Genomic DNA, 22,082 nt, shown 5'->3' with positions numbered 1-22,082 from the left:
GTCAATAAAACATTTGCGCGGAGGGGACACATGCATTCGGACGTCAGGCAATTTCGGGGAGATGCCGCCAGTGAGTTAGCGGCGGTGACCTTGCACATCTCGCGTTTCGATCCGGAAACGGATGCAGCGCCATATGTGGAGACCTACGTGGTGCCGCACGTGCCGCACATGCGCATCATCGATGCGCTGAACTACGTGCAGGAAACGCTCGCGGTTGACATCGGTTACCGGTGGTATTGCGGCACGAAAAAATGTGGGACCTGCGCCGCACGGGTCAATGGGCGGGAGGTGCTGATGTGTTGGGAGGCGGCCGAAGCGGAGATGCATCTCGAGCCGCTTCGCCATCTGCCTCGCATCCGCGATCTCGCGGTCGACCGCTCGCCTGCCGAAGCGAAGCTGGTGTCGCTGCAAACCTGGCTTCAGCGTTCACGTCCTTACGCCGGGTTCCCGGAAGCGATCGACGCAGCAAACGCCGCGACGTTACGCGCGACGATGGACTGTCTGAGTTGTCTCGCCTGCTATTCGGCGTGTCCTGTGCTCGATTTTCCCGACGATATCGCGTTCGCGGGGCCTGCGCCGCTCGTGCATCTGGCCCGTGTCGCCCTGGACGCGCGCGACGAGGGCCCGCGTCTGCAAGCCATTCTGGACGAGGCGCAAGTTCACCATTGCGTGTCTTGTTATCAGTGCGAAGCTGTCTGTCCGGCGGCCATTCCGATCGTGAGTGCCGCCATCGAACCGCTCAAGCAGCTCGCTTACGAGCGGGCGCGCGAGGCGTCACCGCATGCGCGCACGTTCATGGACATCGTGGCGCGTCGGGGGCGGATCGAGCCCATGCTGCTCGTTCTGGGCACGCGTGGATGGCGCGCGGTGCTGCAACGGCCCGGGCGCACGCTCAAGCTGATGCTGCGGGGCAAGGTCAATCCGTTGGCCGCGTTGTTGCGTCGGCCGGTGCCCGGCATCAAGACGATCCGGCGCATTTTTTTCCGATAGATTTCTTTCGACGAGGCATGACCATGCGAATTGCTTTCTACCCCGGTTGCAGCGCACGCACTACCTGTAGTGAGTTGTTGGTGGCAACGCACGCCGTGGCTGAACGACTGGGTGTCGAACTGGAAACGCTAAGTTCGGCGACTTGCACCGGGAGTCGCGAGATTCGTGCGGCCGATGCAGCGCGCTTCGTTGCGCTGAACGTTCGCATCATTGCACTGGCTGAGGTGAAAGGCCTCGATCTCATGACGATCTGCAATACCTGTACGTTGAACCTGATCGAAGCCAAGCAACGTGTGGACAATGATTCAGACTTGCGCGCTCGCGTGAATAGCCAGCTTGCCGAGGAAGGCCTTGTTTACTCCGGGACGGCACGCGTGATGCATCTTTTGTGGTATCTGCTTGAGGAGGTCGGGCAGGCGCGCTTGCGTTCGCTCGTGAAGGTGCCGCTGTCGTCGCACCGGATCGCAGCGTTCTATGGCTGTCACATCGTTCGGCCACCGTCCGTCGTCGGGGGCATGGAGGCGCAGAGCGTCAGGTCAATCGAGACGCTGGCGCAGATCCTGGGCTGCACGACCGTCGAATATTCCGGCAGGACGTCGTGCTGCGGTTTCCATTGTTCCGCGCAAAGCGATGTCATTCCCATCAAACTCAGTGGTCGACACGTCGCGTCGGCGAAAGCGGCCGGTGCGCACGCCATGGTGACGCCGTGCCCTTTGTGCCATACGGTGCTCGACACCTATCAGGACGACATGGCGCGCGATCTGGGTACCACGCTGGACCTCCCCGTGCTGCATTTGCCGCAACTTGTCGGCCTGGCGCTGGGCATCGACGCGGCGGCGCTCGGTCTCGCACGGCATGTCGTGTCGGCGCAGGCCGTCAGCCGGGGGGCGTGAGGCACCTGATGCCGGATGCTGGATCGACACGCGCCGTCTGGCGAGTGCGATGCAGGCGCGCCGTCGCTCGGTGGCCGGGACGGAATGGTCGTTGGGCCTGAGGTACCCAACCGTCAAGCCGAGCGCGACCTTCCCCATTTTCGCCGTATTACTTTTCCAGTGGCGTCCCGGTGAACGGAGATTTCATCGGGGAAACAATGTAAGTAATTGATTTTTATTGAAGTTGTTGGCGTGCTTCCGCTCGGTGAAATGACGTCCCGCGACGAATTTTTAGCGACTTATATTGGCCCTGTCGGGTGCCTGGGTCGCAATCAAAGTGCGCTCGAAAACCGTCAAATTCACCACACACGGTACATCGCTATGTTCAATACACAAAATGAAGTGCGTTCCTGTAAAAGCATCGCCCGACGTTTGAGGCAGGCGTTCGTCCTGGGGCTTGCCGGGATGGCCGTGGTTTCCGCTTCGGCGTTTGCTGCAGAGAAGGCTGCGATTCTGTTGCCCGGCAGCATCAACGACCAGAGCTGGAACGCACAGGGTTACGCGGGGGTGAAGCAACTCAAGGCCATGGGTTGGGACGTCGCTTACTCGGAGAACGTCCAGCCTGCGGACATGGCACAGGCCATGCGCGACTACGCACGTCAGGGCTATCGCCTGGTCATCGGTCATACCGGGCGCTTTCAGTCGGCGGCGCAAGCCGTCGGCCCGCGCTTTCCAAAGACGTTGTTCGTCGTGGGCTCCGGCTCGGCCGGGTCTGGCAAGAACGTGGCTTCGGTCGACTTCGACAACACACAGTTCGGCTATCTGGAAGGAGTGCTGGCGGCACGAATGAGCAAGACCGGCAAGATCGGGTCGGTGAACGGCCTTGAGGGCCTGCCTAATGTGGTCGCTCAGGTCGGTGCATTCCGTAAAGGGGCAAAGAGCGTGCGGCCGGACATTCAGGTCAAGGTGATCTATATCCAGGATATGGAGGACGCCGGCGCGGCCAAGGAAGCTGCACTGTCGCTGATCGCGTGGGGAGCCGACTTTGTCACTGGCAAGTTGAATGCGGGTCAGTCCGGGATCATTGCCGCGGCGAAGGAGAAAAATGTCTACGCCGCCGGCCGTTCGGTGGCTGACACGGCGCTCGCACCGAAGAATGTGCTGACGAATATCGTCGAGCAATGGGGCGATATGTACGCCGCCGTTGCCGATTCGGCAGCGCACGGCCCGAAGGGCGGGGAATATCGCTTGTACGGCCTGAATAGTCAAGGAAGCACGGGCGCGCAACTCGCCTACCAACCGGGGCAGCAGTTCAACCCCGTGGTACCGGTCGCTATCTCGCAGGAGCTGGACGACGTCGAGAAAAAGTTCGCTTCCGGCAATCTGAAGGTCACCGTGACACCGCAAGACGCGCGCGGCGGACTGTAACGATGACGAGCGTGCAGAGCACGGCGGGCAACCCGCCGTTGCGGCCCATTCTCGAGCTGCAGAAGATATGTAAGCGGTTTGGCGCTGTCGTGGCCAATGACAGCGTCGATCTGGTGGTGCCCCGCGGGCGCATCGTTGCACTGCTTGGCGAAAATGGGTCGGGAAAGAGCACCCTGATGAAGCTGGTGTTTGGCATCACCCGTCCTGACAGCGGGGTGATTCTATTCAAAGGGCGAGAGCTCGCGGGGCATGACCCGCGCGATGCGATTGCCGTGGGCATCGGCATGATTCATCAGCATTTCATGCTCGTCGAGTCGATGGCCGTCGTGGACAACGTCATGCTCGGATGGCCCGCATCCGGACGCTGGCTACGCCGCGCAAAGATGGCGGAATTGGTCAGGAAGGCCAGTGCCCGCTACGGTCTGGAACTGGACCCCGAGAGTCTCGTCTCGGACCTCTCTTTTGGCCAGCGTCAGCGCGTCGAGATCGTCAAGGCGATCCTGCGCGGCGCGGATCTGCTTATCCTCGACGAACCTACCTCCAACCTGAGCGCACCTGAGGTGAAGAGCCTCATCAAGATCATGCACGTGCTCAAGGAGGAGGGGCGGTCGGTCATTTTCATCACCCACAAACTCGGGGAAGTGATGGAAGCCTGCGACGAGGGCATTGTCTTGCGCTCAGGCCGGGTGGCGAGCCGGTTTGACGTAGCCCACACTCATCGATCCGAGCTTGCCCGTCTTATGGTCGATCGCGATATCGAGGAGCCGACGCGTCGCGCCGAATTTGGCAATCGCGAAACCGTGCTTCAGGTTCGCGGACTCACCGTCGCGGACAAGCTCGGCCAACCGCGGATCAACGACGTGAGTTTCGAGTTGCGCCGCGGCGAGATTCTGGCGATTGCCGGCATCGATGGAAACGGTCAGACGGAACTCGCCGAGGCGCTCGCCGGACTGCGCCGGCGGCGCAGCGGTTCGATCACGCTCGACGGCGTCGACATCTCCGATATGGGCGCACGCGGCCGCCTCGCGGCAGGCATGGCTTATGTGCCGGTCGATCGTGCTCACACGAGCCTGATTCCCGCAATGACGGTCGAAGACAACCTCGCGATTCGAGATTTCTCCCGAAAGCCATTCAGCAACGGGGCAACGCTCAATCGCAAGGCGTTTCGACGTCGTGCACAAGAACAGATCGCGGCGTTCCGGATTGCCTGCCCGGGCCCTGAGGGCATTGCCGGTGCGTTGTCCGGCGGCAATCAGCAGAAGATCGTGCTGGCCCGAGAGATAGGGCGAGGGCCACGTGTACTGATCGCGATGCAGCCGACATGGGGCCTCGATCCCGGGGCGACGAGGTTCGTCGTGGACCAGATTCTGGCGCTTCGCGATGCCGGCGCGGCCGTCATCTACATTTCGGCTGAGTTGGAAGAGGTGCTGATGCTGGGAGATCGCATCGGTGTATTGAGTGCAGGGCAATTGAAGGGCGTCGTCGCTCGCGAGCAGGTTGATCTGACGCAGATCGGCATGCTGATGTCCGGGGCGGACGAGATGCCGGAGCGTTCGACAGCGATGGAGGGGTCGTTGACGTGATGAGCACTGACGACTCTACGATGGCAATCACCCGGCCAGAACCGCTGATCGACCGTATCTTGCAGCGCCTCACGCTGGCTCGCGCGCTTAGAGACGCGAGCCTCGCCGTTCTCCTCGCGTTCGGCCTGACGGCTATCTTCATCATGATGTCGGGGCACAACCCGGCGGTCGCATTCGGGCATATGGCGATCGGCGCATTTGGATCGGCCGATGCAGTGGCTTTCGCATTGAACAAGAGTGCGCCATACATCCTCGCGGCTGCCGGCGTCGCCTTGTGTTTCCGCGCCCGCATCATCAGCATCGGTGCAGAAGGACAGATTGCCGTCGGCGGGATCTGCGCGACATGGGCGGCGTTGCATACCGGCGATCTGTCCGGCCCGTTACCGCTTCTGATGTCACTGCTGAGTGCGGCCATCGGGGGAGCCCTCTGGGCTTTCCTTGCGGCAGCGCTACGGATTTGGCGGGGCGTCAATGAGGTCATCTCGACACTGATGCTCAATTTCGTGGGCCTTCTGCTCGTGGGCGAGATGCTCAACGGCCCGATGGGCGAGCCGGGGGCCGGGTTTCCCCAATCCCCGGTGGTTCCGGAGAGTACGTTCTTGCCGCTGCTGATTTCGAATACCGATCTGACGATTGGCATTCTGCTGGCGATCTTCGCCTGCATGGCCGTAGCCTTCCTGCTGTGGCGAACTCCCTTCGGATTCAGCACTCGCATGCTCGGTGCGAGTCCGTCTGCCGCTCGCTACTCGGGTGTGTCGCAGACACATGTTGTCATCGTCGCGATGTTGATCGCCGGTGGATTGGCCGGTGTCGCGGGGGCGATCGAAGTGCTCGGCGTGCAATCTCGCCTGATTGAAGGGTTTTCCGTCGGCTTCGGTTTCAAGGGGGTCGCTGTGGCGCTGCTGGCCGGACTGGACCCGCTGGCGGTCATTCCGGCGGGGCTGTTCTTTGGCTTCGTCGAGGCTGGCGCCCTCGCAATGCAGCGAGACATTGGCGTGCCGTCGTCACTTGTTTATGTGCTTCAAGGACTGACGATGGTGTTTGTGCTTTGCGCACGCGGGCTGGACCGGAGGCATAAGCGCGTATGAACCTCTTTCTCGACACGAACGTTGCGGCCGGACTGATCGCCTCCACGGTTCGCATTGCCACGCCGCTGATGTTCGCCGCGCTTGGCGCGACACTTTGCGAGGCCGCCGGAACCTTCGGCGTCTGTGTGGAAGGCATGATGCTGATGGGTGCGTTCTCGGGCGCGGTTGTCGAATACCTCAGCGGAAACTACATGGCCGGCCTTCTGTTCAGCGCTTTGGGGGGCGCAAGCATTGGATTGATCATGTCCGTCGTCACGGGCAGGTTCCGAACCGATCACATGGTTACGGGGCTATCGGTCAATATCCTGGTCGCCGGTGTGACGAGCTTTGCGCTTCGCGCCCTCTTTGGTGGACGTGCGCCGAATCTGCAACTTCCTACGCCTGGCCCGGTGTTGATTCCCGGCTTATCGAAGCTGCCCGTCATCGGCCCAGGTTTGTTCCATCAGACATTGCTGACCTATGTCGCCTTTGCCTGTCCCTTCCTGCTTCACCTTCTGATGCGACGCACACAAACCGGGTTGTTGGTTCGTGCCACGGGCGAAAACCCATCGGCGGTTTTCGCTGCCGGCTCCAGTCCGGCCGCCGTGCGGGCGTGGGCGCTCATCGCCGCCGGGGCATTTGCCGGTGTGGGCGGCGCCGCATTGGCGCTGGATCAACTGGGCACCTTCACCGACGAGATGACCAACGGTCGGGGATTCATCGCGCTCGCCGCCGTGTTGATCGGCCGCTGGCGGCCTGTGCCCGTCATGCTCGCCTGTCTGCTGTTCGGCGCGAGCAATGCCGTCGGTCTCAACATGCAAGGTTGGGGGCTAGCGACGAGTTCGTATGTGATCCAGATGGCCCCGTATCTGATGGCGCTCGCCGTCCTGTGTTTCTTTGGCCGTGCAACGCGCATGCCGGCTGCGTTGGGCACGGCGATTGTCCGTCATTGATCGTCCATCATCAGATAGGGATAGGCCGCCCGTCTTCGCCGTTGATGCCTTGATGTCGCATTGGGAGAGGTTGGGGCGGCATATCCGACGTATTCCGTATTCCGTAACCCGATGAAATTCATATCGATCTTTTAGGAACCGCTAATGAAGATCCATCTGCATAAAATCCCCATGATGTCGCCGAGCGATACGTCGGCGTTGGAACGACTGATCGATAGCGGCGATATTGATCCGTCCACGATTGTTGCCGTCATTGGTAAAACCGAAGGCAATGGCGGCGCTAACGATTTCACACGAGGGTTTGCCACGCAATCGTTTCAACTGTTGATTGCGACCAAAATGGGCGTTTCGCGCGACGCGATCGCGAGCCGGATTTGCTTTGTGTGGTCAGGAGGCACGGAAGGGGTGCTATCGCCGCACGCAACCATTTTCACGCGAATCGACGACGGTGGCGCTACGAGTTCCAACGGCGCGGCACGACTCGTCTTGGGTGTCGCCGTAACCCGAGATCTTCTGCCCGAGGAAGTCGGCACGCTCAGGCAAGTCGAGCTGGTTGCGGAAGCGGTACGTGGCGCGATGCTTCAGGCCGGCATTTCGGATTCCAGGGACGTCCATTACGTGCAGGTCAAAGGACCGTTGTTGACACCGGCCCTCATCGCCGATGCAGACAAGCGCGGCCAGCCAATCGTCACCCGTGACGCGAATGCATCGAAGCCGTATGCGCGGGGTGCAACCGCGCTGGGGGTTGCTGTCGCGCTCGACGAAGTGGATGCCTCCGGCGTGTCGAACGAAGCGATTGCGAAACGGCTAGAGCTGTACTCGTCGGTCGCGTCGACATCGGCGGGCGGGGAGTTGAGAAATTGCGAGGTCCTCCTTTTCGGCAATTCACCACAGTCGACGAGCGATTTCTCGATTCGTCATGGTGTGTTGACGGACATCATCGATGCGAACACGGTCCGGGATCTGATTGGCGATGCGCCGCGCGGCGCCGTTGCCGCGATCTTCGCAAAGGCCGACGCGAGTCCGGACGGCCGGATACGCGGATGGAGAACCACGATGCTGACCGACGCCGATATCAACTATGAGCGCCACGCGCGTGCCGCGTTAGGGGCAGTGATCGGATCGGTCACGAGCGACCCGGCGATCTTCGTTTCGGGCGGGACGGAGCATCAATGCGCGCCGGGAAAAATGCCGATTGCCGCCATCATTCGTCACTAAGTCGGGGATCCCTTTGCCGAAAGACGATCAGTTGTGGACATATTCCGCCAGCGAACTCGCGACGGGATTCGGGCGAGGCGACTACACGCCGATCGACGTTCTGGAGAGTGTCATCGCTCGCATGGAGGACATCAATCCACGCATCAACGCGGTGGTTACAACGGATCTTGATACCGCGCGTGTCGCCGCGAAGGCGAGCGCGCAGCGATGGCGCAATGGCTGTCCGTCAGGCGCGCTGGATGGGGTTCCGATGACCGTCAAAGACAATGTCCCCGTGGCGGGAATGCGTGCGACGTGGGGGAGCGAACTCTTCAGCACCTACGTTCCGAGCGAGGATGAGTTGTGCGTGGCGCGTTTGCGTGCGGCGGGAGCCGTTATTGTGGGGAAGACGAATTGCCCCGAACTCACCGTGCAGGGATATACGGACAATGCGATTTTCGGGCTCACCCGGAACCCCTTCGACCTGGATCTGACGCCGGGTGGCTCGAGCGGCGGGGCCGTGGCTGCGGTCGCCGCAGGCATCTGCCCTATTGCGATCGCGACGGATGGCGGAGGATCGATTCGCCGGCCTGCGTCGTATACGGGACTTATCGGTATGAAACCCTCGCGGGGCCGGGTGGCCCGTGCGGATGGCTTTGCCGCCATTCTTCACGACTGCGAGGTGGTCGGCCCCATTGCTCGCACCGTAGCGGACGTCCGCCGGGTGATGGAAATCATCGGCCGCCCCCATTTCCGCGATCCGATGTCTGTGCTCCTCGCCGATGAGGCTTACGAAGCGGGCCGCCCGAAGCCATGTCGAATTCTCTACTTGCCGGAATTCGGTTCATCGCCGGTCGACCGTCAGATTGCCGATAGCGTGGCACGGGCCGCAGATCTGTTGTCGTCGCTGGGACATCGCGTCGAAGCCGGGGCGGTGCCATTCGACATCGACGCGCTCGGAATGGCATGGACGACCATCAGCCAGACCGGTCTGACGTGGTTGCTGAAGCGTCATTTCAGCGCGGGAAGTCGCGTGGGCACCGACATTCAGGCGATGTACGAGGCGGGTAGCCGCTTACGGGCCGAGCAGTACTACGAGGCACTGGCAATGCTGGCGGAACTCAAATCCACACTCGCGCAGCTTTACGAAGCCTATGACATGATCATGACTCCCTCTGCTGCCGCGATGCCATGGCCTGCCGGCGAAGCGTTCCCAAACATCATCGACGATCAGCCGGTGGGACCGCGCGGGCACGCGATCTTTACGGGGTTCGTCAACATGGCAGGTTGCGCGGCGATCAATTTGCCCTCGGTACCCAATGCGCGAGGCATGCCGATCGGCTTTCAGCTCGTCGGGCCGGTGGGTGCCGACAAGCTGCTTTGCGACATTGGCGAGCAATACGAAAGTGCATTTCGTCCACCACGTATTTGGCCTTTGCGCTAAGTCAGCTTGCCGTTATCGGGTGTCGGTGTCTGGGGCAGGGCCGTCAACCGCATGTGACCGTCGACATGCGGGTGGAAATGATGGCCCTGACCTCCACAGGCAGACGGCCACCGATGGCGGCCGTAACTTCGGCGGCAGCTACCATCACCGATTTGCTCAAACCGTCCAGGCGTTCGAGCGTGACGCGAAGCGTCGGGCCGACTACGGAGATCGCGGCGATGGGCAGCGAGAACTCGTTGAAGACTGGTGCCGCAATGCATCTCAACCCGATAGCCACCTCTTCGTTGTCGACGGCATATCCGGCCTGGCGAATTTCCCGCAACGCTGAGTGAAGCGCGGTGCCACGATTAATCGATTGCGGTGTCAGGCGCGGGAGGCCTTGCTGGACCAATTGCGTGACGCGCTCTGGGGGCAACCACGCAAGAATCGACTTTCCCATGGCGGTGTTCGCGAGCGGTGAGCGCTGCCCCGGACGACAGATGGCGCGCATCGTCTGCTTGCTCTCGATCTGATGCAACAGCAGGATTTCGTCCTGATCGAGTCCTCCGACATTCACCGTCTCTCCGACGATATCGCGCAGACGCCGCAGCATAGGCGTTGCGATGGCGACCATGTCGCGGCGCTGCATGAACGCCGACCCGACGGCAAAGCACTGCGGGCCGATTCTCCACAGATTCTTTTCCGATTCGAACGCCACGAAGCGTCGCTGCTGAAGCGTTGTGAGCAGTCGATGAATCGTCGGGGCAGGCAGGCCGCTGCGCTCGGCAAGATCGACGAGCCGGTAGCCGTCGTCATCTTCCGAAAGGATTTCCAGCACGGTGAGCGCTCTCGATAGCGCCTGAACGGAGGACTTATCTTCGCGCAGGATGGGTTCCACCTTGCGTGATGCGTCGTTGCGAGACTTTCCGGGGAGCAGTGCCATACGCGTTATACCGAAAGTTGCCGCGCGCGATTCCGAAGCGCAGGCGATGCCGCGTACGGTCGGTGAGGGGGCGACGGGGTTTGACAGCTATCGGGGAATAGCAAGCAAACAACGTGCCTTCGTATTTCCGTGAGAAAGCTGTCGATTTGCACCACGGCAGTGGCGTGTGCGTTGTCATTGACCCGTTATAGGGAACGGGCTGCACCACAAGCGCACATGGTGTCGGGCGGCACGTGGCGTCCAACGCATTTTTTCTCTAACTATATGAAGTGGCGAGGTTTTTTCGGCGGGCTTCCATCCTGCGAAATGTCGAATGCGTCGTGATTCTGGCTCGTTAATTTACAGCGGGTCCTTTGGCAGTCGAACTGCTGACAGAGGGGTCAACAATCACACAGGGCAGACCAACTCAATCATGAATGTCACATCGGAAGCCACGCTTCGCCGCATCATGTTTCCTTGGCTCGCAACGGCATTGATCGTCGCGCCGACGCTCGCGTCGGCGCAGGTGCTGGAAACATGGCAGCCGCCGGAAGCCAGCAGTCTTGCGGGACTCTTCACGGAAGGCCATGTCTCGGGGGATGTACGCGCGTTCTACTACGGCGCGCACAATGCGTTCTATAACAAGGGACTCAACCAGAACACGATCAATTACGGCGGTGGCTTGACGTTGCAATCGGCGTCGCTCTACGGCATTTCCTTTGGCGTGAGCGCATACGCTTCGCGTCCCCTGCTTCACCCGTCAGACCCGTCTCGCGTAGATGGCAGTCTTGGGCCGTCATTCACGACACTCGGCGAGGCCTATGTCCAGTACCGGAAGTCGCTATTTACGGCGACGGCGGGGAATCAGTCGTTTGACGTGCCGTTCATCTCACCGTACGACTACCGCATTGCGCCGCAACTGTTTCAGGGGGTCTCGGGCAGATACGGCACGAAGGACAATTACATCGAGGCCTTCCGGATGTTCCGTTGGAAGTCGTGGACCAGCGACTCGTTCACCGACAGAACGGCTTACAACTCGGACTTCGATGGCGGCTCGACGATCGGCATGAAGGGCACGCCAGGCTTTTACGGTGCCGGCGGAGCCGGCAAGCACTCGTTTGGCGCTTACGGCGTGGACGGCCAGGCGTGGTACGTGAACTACATGAACTATGCGCGGATGTTCTATGCGGACGGCCACGTGTCGCTGAACGAGGGCGTGCTTCAACCGTATGCGGGCGTTCAGGTCGCGTATGAGAACGGCGGTGACAGCAATCTTCTGGGACGAATTCGCAGTCAGGTCTACGGCTTTCAAGTCGGCGTGAAACACAATTCGTTGAATGTCTCGCTGGGCTACGACTATACAAGGCCGGATGCCAACGCTTATCAGAATGGCTCGCTGGTGACGCCCTATGCCCACAACATGTCATCGGGACCGTTCTTTGCCCAGCCGTTCATCACCAGCACGCAGGATTTGGGCGCTGGCAGGGCTTATGGGCTGTCGATCAGCGGCAAGCCTGTGGACAACCTGACGCTCGGCACCCAGTACTCGTTCATGGATCTCGTGAGCACCCCTGGGGCACCGAGTCTGAATCAATCCGAGTACCTGGTGTACGTCATGTACAACTTTCAGGGAAAGCTGAAGGGCTTCAGTATCGTCGACTTCTTCGCCTATCAGTCGTCGCCGGCCAAGCCCGCAAAGTTCTTCCAGAATCGATTGCAGCTTCAGTATGCATGGGGCCAATAATGAGTTCGCCCGGCGGACGATAGTCTGCCGGGCGTTAATGGCCCGATGCGCCGGGACTTAGGCGGGGGCGTGAGGCCGGAAGGTGCCTCGATGCCGGCGGCTGTCCAGACCGGGAAGTCTGGGCGGCTCAGTCATCAAACACCGCATTTGCTCATCATCCCCGCGACTTCCCTTGTAAGCTGCGCCTCCCAGCGTTGCAGGATATAGACGCACACGGCCGACGAGTGGATGCCTTCGCATGGCCAATTCAGTGGCAGCGTGTCCGTCTTTGCCTTCTGGATGCTGTTGCCGCCACCGTCGGTCTGGTTGGCCGTCTGAGCGGCCTGATTGGCGGCTTCGTCGAGTTCCGCAATGCGTTGGTTGACGATCGCCATCGTGACACCTTTGCGACGCATGTCCGCCATCGTCTCCGGTACGGACGTTGTGAGAATCGCCTGCCGCGCCTGTGCCAGATCGCTATTTGTGTAGGCCCGCAGGTCCGGTGCCATATAGCTGAAGTCGCCGCGACATTCCGCAGATGCGCTCCCGCCCCTGGCCGCGCCGGATGCCGCAGCACTCGTCTTGAGCATCACGCCAGGCGTTGTCGCCGCGGCACCTGCCTGCACCGCCCGCCGAGCGGGCAATTTGCTCTGAGGCACCTGCACCAGGCTGCCATCTTGCAACGTAATCGACGCGTTACGAAGTTCGAGAAAGTCCTCGTCGACGACGTTCAACTGGCCCTTGACGCTCAGCGACGTCATGCCGTCCAGTCGTCGCGCCTGCGCGCTGGGCATTGGCACACCGATCGGCACACCCTGATAGGTGCCGGAGAAATAGCTACCGTCCGCGTTGTAGTCGCGTACGGCAACTTCCATCTCGAAGGGCTGCGCGAGTTTCGCGACGCGATTGCGGTACTCGGCCGTCGTTTCGTATTTGTCTTTCCGGAGCGCCTTCAGGTACGCGGCGTACGCATCGCCTTTGCCGTTTGCGCTCGATTGCACGATGCGCGTGATCCGGATCGGTTTGACCTTGTTCCATTCACCTGCCTCGGCCAGCGTGTAGGCCACCGATGATCCGCGCAGGCGTCCAGCCGGCTGTTGCACCAATTGGCCAGTCTTGCTATCGAACACCTGCGCAAAATCGTCACTGCGATCATCGCCGTAAGCCGGGTTGCCAACGATCACATACTGGCTGCCCGGGGCTGTGGCTCGTGCGCTTATGTAGTCGCCGCGTACCTGCGTCGTCACGGTCTTGCGGACTTGCAGCGTATCGGCGTCGAGCAGCGTCAGTTGCCCCGACTTGCCGTCCATTACCGCCGCGAAATCGCCATCGCGAAAGAACCGGCCCGGAATATTGAGTGCCTGCAACCGGCAGTTGGGCACGTCGACACTTGCCGGCGGCGTGCTGATGCTGACACGCCCTTGTTTGTCGGCGCCGAGCCAGCCGTCGTTGCGTGGCAACTCGCACAGCAACTTGTTGGCGCGCACATCCCAGACCCTGAACGGCATCGTCTTTTCAGGCTCGCCGCCGCTTAGCCAGGAGACCGCGTAGCGCCCGTCTTCGACGACGACGTACACCGTTGAGGCGTATTCGCTGCCCTTGCGGCCGTCGCCCGAAAACGACGCTGTCTGCTGGCCGTTGACGTAAATCGAGACTTCATTGCCACGCTGTACGATGACCTGGAACTTGCCGTCTTTCGTCAGGCGAGAGTCGCAGCGATTGGCCGACTGTCCGCTGAGATCCATCTGGGCGATCGGCTTGCCGCTGGTGTCGTAGAGTGCGACCTGATGACAGACGTGCGGCGAGAAAGTCTGGTGACTGCCGTAAATGCGGTCTTCATACGCATATACCGACCATCCTTTCGGCCACGACATCAGCACACGCCCCTGGAAATCGACCAGTTCGACGCCGATGGTCATGCCGGAGATGCCATTGATGAGAAGGGCTTGATTCCCTGCGAATGAGAGTATGACGGACGAATCCGGTTTGGGCAGCGTGTAGACGACGCGCTCCGGGCCACCTGCGAATGGCCGCACGACGACCTGATTCGATGTGTTGACGTACGCCAGAAGGCTACTGTCCTGTGAAACGGCCGGTGACATACGGGACATGATGTCCACCTCGCCGCCGCTCGAAGCCGGGTTCCGCTCGAGTAGCTTGCGATTGATGACCAGATGGTTTGCCCATTCCGGCGGCGGCGCGAGCGCGGCGAGTTCCTGGGACGAGGCTTGCGCACGCGCTGCCGCAGCGCGCTGACGCTGATCATCCTCTTGCCGCTTTTTCTGGGCATCGGCAGCGTCGCGCCGGGCTTGCTCGGCTGCGGCCTGTGCCCGGCGGTTCGCATTGTCGCGATCATTCTGGTCAAGCACCGTCTGCAATTGCTGCAAACTGCGCATGACCGCGCCGACATCGGCTGCCAGGGCGGCCGATGAGCCGAGTGCGAACACGGCGGCGAGGCCAACGACATTGGCCGCGATTCCCTTTGTTTTCATTAATATTCTCCTGTCGCGTACGCTGCACGATCAGCTTGGCAGCGGACGTCTACGCTAAGCGATTATCTCGTCGCGCGGCGCCCGCCGTATTCATCCATTTGGAGGATGCGTTGACGAAAAAAAACGCCGTGATGCGACGCGTAACGCGTCAAGCACTTCATCCTTGGTGGCGTCCCAACTGCAGTGGCTAAAGCGTCGCGACACCTGCGGCGCCGATATAGCGTACCTCAGCGCACGTTATAACGAACGTTTAGCCGCACTCGCCGGTAACCCCGATACAGCAGTCAATCGCTGGACCCAGACGTGGCATCTGGATAGCAATTACCCCGGCGTGGGCGGGACCCTGACCTTCACAGGTCAGCTCCCGCGTCTGCATTTTGAAATCGCCGGCTACAACGGTGGGCACGCCGGGGGGGATGACGGGGATGTTGTTGTCCAGGGAGAGGGCGCGAGCTACCGGGCGAATGGGTGTGGCCTTAACTTCAAGCGCTCGGGCGATCACGTCATAGTCACGCAGGATGGTGATCCCATGGCTTGCGGGCAAGCCATGGGCGTTGACTACAGCGGGACGTATATCACCACTTCGCGGCTCGCTGACAAGCCGGAAGCGGATTTATTGTCCCTTAAGGTGTTGGATAACTCTCGCCAGAACGTCGCAGCACACGCGCTATTGCGGAGCGACTATCAAGCGCTTGTCGACACCATCAACATGAGCGAGGGAGAGAGTCCCGACCTGGACCATCTCGGCGCAAAGGTGAGTAGCTTCTTCGTACGTGGACTGGCACCAACCAACGCCTCCATTGTCATGAGTCGAGGTGAAGAACTGTGGATCGGCCTGCTCGCCTTCGATGCGAATGGCAGGACGCGCATGCGCTATTACACCAATGTCGCGGCGTGGAAGACGATGGTGCCCAAGACGATTGAGCGGTGGCACGACGATATCGATACGGCTATACCCGTTGACCGGATGCCATGAGGGCGTCGCCTGGCAGCACCTTGGGCGTGTCTGCAGTGGCAATTCGTCTGAGAAAAGCCTTAAGCTGATGGATCGCGAGAAGCATGGCTTCAGCGAGACGGAAATCATCCTTGCCTATGATGCTTGTTCATTCAACAGCAAGCTGGGGCAGTCCGAACTCGCGGTCAAGTCAACACTTACACATTGAGCGGGTGGTCGAATCCATAGTCGAAAGCCGCCATGAATTGCACCAAAGCGCCCTCGTCATCGCCTTGTCCAAGCGACGCGTCACCCCGGCGCAAGTTCCTGCATTTGCGGAGCACCGCCCGCAAAAGTCGGTAGCGGCTACCGGGGTAAGCAAGAATCACTGGCGGAGGCGGTGGCTGACGATTGTTCGCTGGCAATCCAGGTGCGCCATCGGACCTCACGCCCCACGTCTTACATTTCGTCAAATATCACGCGCACTTTGAATGCATGTGGCGTGCCTGCCAGACTCGGAGGCGCAGGGGGCATCGCGGCCCGTTGCACTGCGGCAATGGCGGCTTCATCCAACGTAGCAACACGCCCACGGCGAGTGACGTGTACGTTCGATACTCTCCCATCCATATAGACGAACTCGACATCTATGCTTGCCGCCAGCCCCATGCCCCGTAACGCCGCCGGATAGACGACAGCCGCCTGCACGGCCGCGCGCAACTTGGCAACGAACCGCTCGTCGGGACCGGAACTGGTGGCTACTGGCGGTGCGGGGGGCAAGGTCGGGGGAGCTGCGGACGGCGCTGGTGGGGCGTCCGCACCGCTCACCGTCTCGATCGGTGGCGCTTCGGCAGTTGCCGTCGCGCGGGGCACCTGTGCCGGCTTGCGGACGTGCGACGTGTCCGGTTTCGGTACGACTTCGCGCTTGAGGGGCGGAGAAGGCAACTTGGCAGGCTCGGCGGGTTTGACAGCCGGCGTGGGCGTCGCTTCCGGTTCAGGCACAAGCATCGATAACATCACCGGGGCGTCGGCGCTAACCGCTTTCGGCGTTGGCGTGCTACTGGCGAGCCATCCTGTCGTCAACCCCAACAGGATCACCTCCACCGCTAACGCTCCCGCCATCGCCCGCCAAGGCCAGCGCCCGGAGTGCGGCGTCGTCGGGAACGTTGCATTTCGCGAGGGGAGGGCGTCGGCCACGTCGATCGTCATCATGAGGCCTCTTTCGTCGCGATCCCGATCTGCGTTACACCCGCCGTTCGGCAGGCGTCCATCAAACGGGTCAACTGCTGGACGTTGGCGGCCTTTTCACTGGCGATGGTGACCACCGTGTGTTCAGGGTCGTGCGCACGGAGGCTGGCGGTCAGGGCGTCAAGCGTGACGGGTTGGTGATCGGCTTCGACGCTACCGTCCGCGTGCAACGCAACGAGCACTTTGGGGTGTGGCAGGTCTTGCGCGGTCGAGCTTCCCGGCAGCTTGGCCGACATGCCCACCGACGGCATCATTTTGAGCGTGATCATGATGAAGAACACCAACAGGAAGAACATGATGTCGATCATCGGCACGACTTCGATGCGGGTTTTTTTCGTTTCGAAATATCGCATCGCAGACTCTCACGCGGAAGCACGTTCGTGACGCAGTACCACGCCCGTCGGCTCCTGGGCCTGTTTTGCGACGTAATGCCGGTTGAGCAGCAGACGCTTGAGCGTATCCATTTGATGGACCGTCTGACGCACGGTGTCCTGCATGCCGTTGAAGAACCACAGATGGCTCATGGCGATGGCCAGACCGCATGCGGTCGCGATCAGCGCTTCTGCCACCCCCGAGGTCACGCGCGTGGGATCACCGCCGGAAGCGCCGAGCACGTCGAACGCGTGGAACATGCCGATGATCGTGCCGAACAGGCCCAGCAGCGGCGCCACGGTGATGACCGTGTCAAGCACCCACAGTCCGCGATCGATACCCGGCACTTCCAGGTAGATCGCTTCATCGATGGCGGATTCCATATCGCCATCGTGCGAGCGTTTGAGATTGTGCGCGTACGTGTCGAGCAGATGGCCGTGCGGCAAGCCTGCGGCAGCCGCGCGCAATTCGTCGGCGTCGTGCACGTCGACGACGGGCAATGCGCTCACGGCCGCGACAATGCGCTCGCCGCGGCGGAACGTCCGGCGCAGGCGCAAACCGCGATCCACGATCACGGTGATGCCGACGAACGCCAGCAGCGCCATGAGATAGAGCGTGCCGCCCGAGGACATCGCCAGTTGATTGAATTGAGTCAGATTCATGAAAAATTCCTTCCCGCAGAAATGAACGCCGGCCGCATGATCGTGCGGCCGGTGATTGGGGCGCCGATCAGATCTCGGCGCGCAGGTTGACGTAGACGCTGCGGCCCGGCACGAAGTAGTAGAGGAACTGGTTCGCGTCGGTCCCCTTGCTGGTGTCGGTCGCGGCTGGTCCGAGGTTGTCGGTAATGCGGTGCGTGTCAAACAGGTTGTCGATCCCGAACGACACGCGAACCTTCTTGAGTACCGAGCTGAGGTTGGTAAAGTCGCGCGCGATCATCATGCTTGTGACGTTATACGGGCCGACCTTGTAGATCGAGCCGTCAGCCGCCCCGTTGCTGCCTTGATACATCGAGCCGACGAACTTGGTGTTGATGCCCGCGTGCCACGGCCCCTGATCGAAATTGAGCGCGATGGCCGCCGTGTACTGCGGGACAAACGAAATTCGCTGACCCGATTTCCAGATCTGCGAGCCCGTGCCGTCCTGCGTGTACGTGGCGTTGTTAAGCGATCCGTTCGCGTAGAACGAGAAGCCGCTGCCGAGCAACACGTTGCCTTCGGCTTCGACGCCCGTGTAGCGCACGCCACCGGCGTTGAAGTAAGTGGCGTTCGCCCCCGAACCATTCTTCGTGATGTAGTTGCTGAACTCGATCAGGTAGGCATCCGCATTGAACGTAAAGCGATCCGCCTTGAATACCGTGCCGATCTGGTACGCCATCGACGTTTGCGGATTGACGTTGTTGTTGCCCGCCGGATTGGCGGAGTACAACGTGTTCAGGTTCGGCCCGAGCGCGCCGCGCGAGACCTGTGCATAGCCCGACCACAGCGACGTGAAGCGATAGTTGACGTCCAGGCTTGGCAGCACGCTGTTCCACGACTTGCTGGCCGACGTCCCGGGCAGGTTGTTCTGCAACACGCTGGCCGACAGCGAGCGCTCGAAGTGTTGGTAGCGGATGCCCGGTGTGACGGTCAGTGCATCTGTCGCTTTCCATGCGTACTGCGAGAACGCCTGAGCGGTGTTCACCTCATCGACCATGTCGTAGTAGGTGTTGCCGTAGGTGGCGTTCTGTTTGACCGACTGGCCGGTCGTGGCGTCGTACGCGAAGCGATTGCGCGGATTGCGCGTGTGCTCGACCCAGAAGCCGCCCGTGAATGTGCCGTAGGTGCCGGTGTGCGTCGCACTCAGCGTGTCCCCGTACGTTCGGTACTCGTTGAGCTTCAGCGCGCCGGCAATGTCGGAACCCGATTGTCCCGCAGAGAAGGGCTTGGCAGCACTCAATGCCGAGAGTGGCGACGACGTGTTGTCGCCGTTCAGTTCGTGGCTCAGGTTGTAGTAGTAGTACGTGTAGAGCTTGTTGTTCAGGCTCCACCCGTTGTCGAAGTCGTGTTTGACATCGAGGTAGGCGAACTCGGTGTTCTTGTCCTGATAGTTGTAGCCCCAGTAGTTCGGGCTCTTCGGGTCGCCGTTCAGGCCGTAGTTGTAGCCGTTCTGGGCCACTTGGTTGAGCGTGGCGCCGCCCGGGTTATTGAAGTGAATCTTGTCGTACGCGTAGACCCACGTCACGAGCGTGCTGCTGCCGATCGGCGTCACGCCTTTGAGGAAGATGTTCGTGTTGCGTAAGCCGCTGTTGCTCAACGCGCCGTTCGAGTCGGTGCGCTGGACGTTCAGGAAGATGTTCGAGTCGAGCAGGCCGGGCATGATGCCCGTCGTCACGCCGAGGTTCTCCTGCCACGTTGCGTGCGAGCCGATGGTTTGCGAGTACTCGATCTTGCGTGTCGGGCTGAGCGTGGGCGAGAACAGGTTGACCGAGCCGCCAAAGGTTGCATAACCGAGTGTCGTGGCGTTGCCCGGGCTGCGATCGATGGTGACGCCGCCGATGGTCGCTGCCGGGAAATACGAGGTCGTGTGGTGCGAGAAGTCGTTGGTGTCGCCAAACGGAATGCCGTCATACGTTACGTTGAACTGCCCGTCCGGAAAACCGCGCAGTGTCTGGTTCTTCGCTTCCGAGAGGCCGAGGCCGTTCGGCGACGAGCTGCTGTAGCTCGGCGCGATGCGCAGAATAGTGCCGTAGTCGGCCTGCGGGTTGATCTGATTGGCGATGTAGTCGCTACTGATCTGCGTTTGCGGCGAAGTCGCTTCGAGTGGCGCTTGCGTGAGCGCTTTTGCGGCGGCCTCTGTGGGTGCCTTACGTGACTTGCTGGCCGTGACGTTGACGGGCGCGCCGACATCGGAGGCGGAGACATCGCCAATGTCGGTGATTGAGGCGGTGCTCTGGGCATGAGCTGTGCTTGCCAGCACCGCTAGCGCGATGGCGGTGAGCGTCAGATGCGGCGCGCTACGGGTGAAGGCAAGACGGGCGGGACGAGCAGGATGCGCGTGACGAGGGTTACGCAACGTCTGAAGTTTCATGGCTTGGGTGCGTTCTCTTTGGAAGTTGTGCCGGCCAAAGATGGCCGGCGGCCCTGATACATCGTGTTAAGTCGTGTTGAGTCGTGGTGAGTCGTGATAAGCCGGTGTCGGGACGCGACGGCGCCTCAGTCGGCAGATGTGCGGAAAACGATGCCGGGCAGCGGGGCGGTGCCTTCGCGGCGCACGGCGTCGAGCGCGCCGGGCTTGAGCGCCAGCGCTTGAAGCAGCGTCGGGGCGACCTGACGCGTCGAGACCGGAACATCAACCTCCTGTGCTGCAATGTCCGGACGGGAGATCAGCAGCGCCACGTGGCGGTCGTCGGCATGAAAGCCGCCGTGCTCGGCGACCTTCGTGCCGTGCGTGTAAATGACGCCGTACGTCGTCTCGATGGCGATATCCGGCACACGGCTGTCCCGACCGACGCGCCTCCAGCCTTCCGGCATGTCATTGCCTGCATACACATGTTCGATGCCCAGCGCCTTTGCATTGGCTCGCAGCGCCTTGACGATGGTCTGCGTCGCGCGAGGCGCTTTGAGCCACAGCAAGCCGACGTCGTCGAGTGTGGCTTTGGCCAGGGCATTCGGGGCGCTTTGCGCGATGACGTCGAGCACGCGCTTGCCGTCGATTCGACGAAGTTGTCCTGGTGTGATGGGGGATTGACCGTGCTTGGCGGCAATCACGACAAGCGTGGAATTCTCGAGATGACGAGCGGCCAGCGCGCTGAGCAGGCGTTGCAGCGAGCCGTCGATCTGGTCAAGTGCGTGGCCGATGGCGTCTCCCGGCATGGCGTGCGCGTCGCGATAGCCGTCGCCTGACTTCTGCGCCACGCTCAACTGCTGAAAATTCATGCCGAACAGACGCGGCACGCCCGGCGACCCGCTGTCACGGCTGTCGCGGCCCTCGATCTGCTTGAGCAACGCGTCGACCTTCAAGTTGTCGTAGGCCGGGAAGGCGGCGAGTTTCTCGCCGACAGCGGCGATCTCCGGCGTATAGAGATCGTCGACCCCTTGTCCGCTCGGACCGTGCACGAAGTCGTAGGCGAGATGTTTGTCTGCCCAGGCGGTGCGACCACCGGCGGCACGCACAACTTCGAATACGGTGTTCGTACGCATATAGTCATGCGGATAGACCGGTGCACAGTGGCGAGCGGGGTCGCGCGGCAAACGGGTGGCTTCGATGGCGCCGCCACCGTCGATGCGGCTCGGATCGCGATCGATCGAATCGTCGTAGACGACTTCGGCGCCGGGGCCGCGAGCCGTCGTGCAGAATTCGCCGGCCGGTAAGAGCTTGCGGTCGAAGCTGTCGTCGTAGTACACCCCGGACGTGGCGGGGCTGGCGCCGCTTACGAGCGCGACCATCCCCGGGAACGAATCGGACGGCACGGGCGTCAGTGCATTTCGGTACGTCACGCCGTGACGGGCGAGGGAGGCCAGTGCAGACCCTGGATGCGACGCTACGTAGCGCGCCAGATCCTGGTCGTGCATGCCGTCGATGCTGATCAGCAGGACGCGTTCAGCTGGTGCAATGGGGGTGGGCTGGCCGGCATACGCCGCCGCCGAAGCCAGCATGGCGCAAGCGAGCGCTAAAGTCGGGGTAATGCGAAAAGTCGTCGGCATCATGGGGATCGGTTGAATGGATCGGTGTACTCGCCGGTAGTCAGCGAGGCGAACTGTAGGGGACACCCGTGATGCGCAGATGAAGCAAAAGTTGCCAACATGAACACCGGATTCGGTTGCCGTATCGCCAGGCATTTTGAAATCGATAAAGAGGCATTAACGATGGGCGTCCCAGCGAGGCAGACCGTGTGCGTCA

The 22,082-nt window shown here is 61.4% G+C and carries 17 protein-coding genes; 10 read left to right on the top strand and 7 right to left on the bottom strand.

Going from position 1 to position 22,082, the window contains the following annotated elements; translation table 11 throughout:
• The first annotated feature begins 30 nt into the window (after positions 1 to 30).
• The 8 genes from PBR20603_RS06875 (at position 31) to PBR20603_RS06840 (ending at position 9,534) form a co-directional block, all read left to right on the top strand.
• Complete coding sequence (locus PBR20603_RS06875; protein WP_150558767.1) at positions 31 to 990, top strand: succinate dehydrogenase/fumarate reductase iron-sulfur subunit; 960 nt, start codon at positions 31 to 33, stop codon at positions 988 to 990.
• 23 nt (positions 991 to 1,013) lie between these two features.
• On the top strand, positions 1,014 to 1,883 hold the full coding sequence (locus PBR20603_RS06870; protein ID WP_174977809.1) for a CoB--CoM heterodisulfide reductase iron-sulfur subunit B family protein: 870 nt from the start codon (positions 1,014 to 1,016) through the stop codon (positions 1,881 to 1,883).
• Between the two features lie 450 nt (positions 1,884 to 2,333).
• Positions 2,334 to 3,290 (top strand): BMP family protein, encoded by a 957-nt coding sequence (locus tag PBR20603_RS06865; protein ID WP_174977808.1) that lies wholly within the window; start codon positions 2,334 to 2,336, stop codon positions 3,288 to 3,290.
• 2 nt (positions 3,291 to 3,292) lie between these two features.
• Positions 3,293 to 4,873 (top strand): ABC transporter ATP-binding protein, encoded by a 1,581-nt coding sequence (locus tag PBR20603_RS06860; RefSeq protein ID WP_150558764.1) that lies wholly within the window; start codon positions 3,293 to 3,295, stop codon positions 4,871 to 4,873.
• A gap of 20 nt (positions 4,874 to 4,893) precedes the next feature.
• Complete coding sequence (locus PBR20603_RS06855; protein WP_174977807.1) at positions 4,894 to 5,961, top strand: ABC transporter permease; 1,068 nt, start codon at positions 4,894 to 4,896, stop codon at positions 5,959 to 5,961.
• Entirely contained in the window at positions 5,958 to 6,893 is a 936-nt protein-coding gene (locus PBR20603_RS06850; protein ID WP_150558762.1) for an ABC transporter permease, read from the top strand. Before PBR20603_RS06855 ends, PBR20603_RS06850 begins: the two co-directional genes overlap by 4 nt.
• 144 nt (positions 6,894 to 7,037) lie before the next feature.
• Positions 7,038 to 8,111 carry a cyanuric acid amidohydrolase gene (atzD, locus tag PBR20603_RS06845; RefSeq protein WP_150558761.1) on the top strand — a complete coding sequence of 358 codons (1,074 nt, stop codon included), beginning with the start codon at positions 7,038 to 7,040 and terminating at the stop codon, positions 8,109 to 8,111.
• A gap of 13 nt (positions 8,112 to 8,124) precedes the next feature.
• Positions 8,125 to 9,534, top strand: a complete 1,410-nt coding sequence (locus tag PBR20603_RS06840) for an amidase (RefSeq protein ID WP_246174432.1) — start codon at positions 8,125 to 8,127, stop codon at positions 9,532 to 9,534.
• Positions 9,535 to 9,577: 43 nt separating this feature from the next.
• Here the strand turns inward: PBR20603_RS06840 and PBR20603_RS06835 are convergent, their stop codons facing one another.
• Positions 9,578 to 10,456: an IclR family transcriptional regulator gene (locus tag PBR20603_RS06835; protein ID WP_150558760.1), complete on the bottom strand. Its 879-nt coding sequence runs from the start codon at positions 10,454 to 10,456 to the stop codon at positions 9,578 to 9,580.
• A gap of 412 nt (positions 10,457 to 10,868) precedes the next feature.
• On the opposite strand from PBR20603_RS06835, the gene PBR20603_RS06830 reads away from it, so the two are divergent.
• Positions 10,869 to 12,179: a hypothetical protein gene (locus PBR20603_RS06830; RefSeq protein ID WP_150558759.1), complete on the top strand. Its 1,311-nt coding sequence runs from the start codon at positions 10,869 to 10,871 to the stop codon at positions 12,177 to 12,179.
• Between the two features lie 134 nt (positions 12,180 to 12,313).
• On the opposite strand, the gene PBR20603_RS06825 is transcribed toward PBR20603_RS06830, so the two are convergent.
• Complete coding sequence (locus PBR20603_RS06825) at positions 12,314 to 14,650, bottom strand: WD40 repeat domain-containing protein (protein ID WP_150558758.1); 2,337 nt, start codon at positions 14,648 to 14,650, stop codon at positions 12,314 to 12,316.
• Between the two features lie 163 nt (positions 14,651 to 14,813).
• On the opposite strand from PBR20603_RS06825, the gene PBR20603_RS06820 reads away from it, so the two are divergent.
• Complete coding sequence (locus PBR20603_RS06820; RefSeq protein WP_150558757.1) at positions 14,814 to 15,626, top strand: lysozyme inhibitor LprI family protein; 813 nt, start codon at positions 14,814 to 14,816, stop codon at positions 15,624 to 15,626.
• A gap of 417 nt (positions 15,627 to 16,043) precedes the next feature.
• Here PBR20603_RS06820 and PBR20603_RS06815 read toward each other — a convergent pair whose 3' ends face one another.
• From PBR20603_RS06815 to PBR20603_RS06795, 5 genes are all read right to left on the bottom strand, one after another.
• Positions 16,044 to 16,793 (bottom strand): TonB family protein, encoded by a 750-nt coding sequence (locus tag PBR20603_RS06815; protein WP_150558756.1) that lies wholly within the window; start codon positions 16,791 to 16,793, stop codon positions 16,044 to 16,046.
• Complete coding sequence (locus tag PBR20603_RS06810; protein WP_150558755.1) at positions 16,790 to 17,182, bottom strand: ExbD/TolR family protein; 393 nt, start codon at positions 17,180 to 17,182, stop codon at positions 16,790 to 16,792. Before PBR20603_RS06810 ends, PBR20603_RS06815 begins: the two co-directional genes overlap by 4 nt.
• A gap of 9 nt (positions 17,183 to 17,191) precedes the next feature.
• Entirely contained in the window at positions 17,192 to 17,863 is a 672-nt protein-coding gene (locus tag PBR20603_RS06805) for a MotA/TolQ/ExbB proton channel family protein (RefSeq protein WP_150558754.1), read from the bottom strand.
• A gap of 67 nt (positions 17,864 to 17,930) precedes the next feature.
• Positions 17,931 to 20,270 (bottom strand): TonB-dependent receptor, encoded by a 2,340-nt coding sequence (locus tag PBR20603_RS06800; RefSeq protein WP_150558753.1) that lies wholly within the window; start codon positions 20,268 to 20,270, stop codon positions 17,931 to 17,933.
• Between the two features lie 125 nt (positions 20,271 to 20,395).
• Positions 20,396 to 21,889, bottom strand: coding sequence for an alkaline phosphatase family protein (locus PBR20603_RS06795; protein ID WP_174977806.1), 1,494 nt, complete (start codon positions 21,887 to 21,889; stop codon positions 20,396 to 20,398).
• Between the last annotated feature and the right edge of the window lie 193 nt (positions 21,890 to 22,082).

Source organism: Pandoraea bronchicola (assembly GCF_902459805.1).
Lineage (GTDB): Bacteria > Pseudomonadota > Gammaproteobacteria > Burkholderiales > Burkholderiaceae > Pandoraea > Pandoraea bronchicola.
The sequence above is the reverse complement of the archived record's forward strand: the minus strand, read 5'-3'. Positions and strand labels throughout refer to the sequence as shown.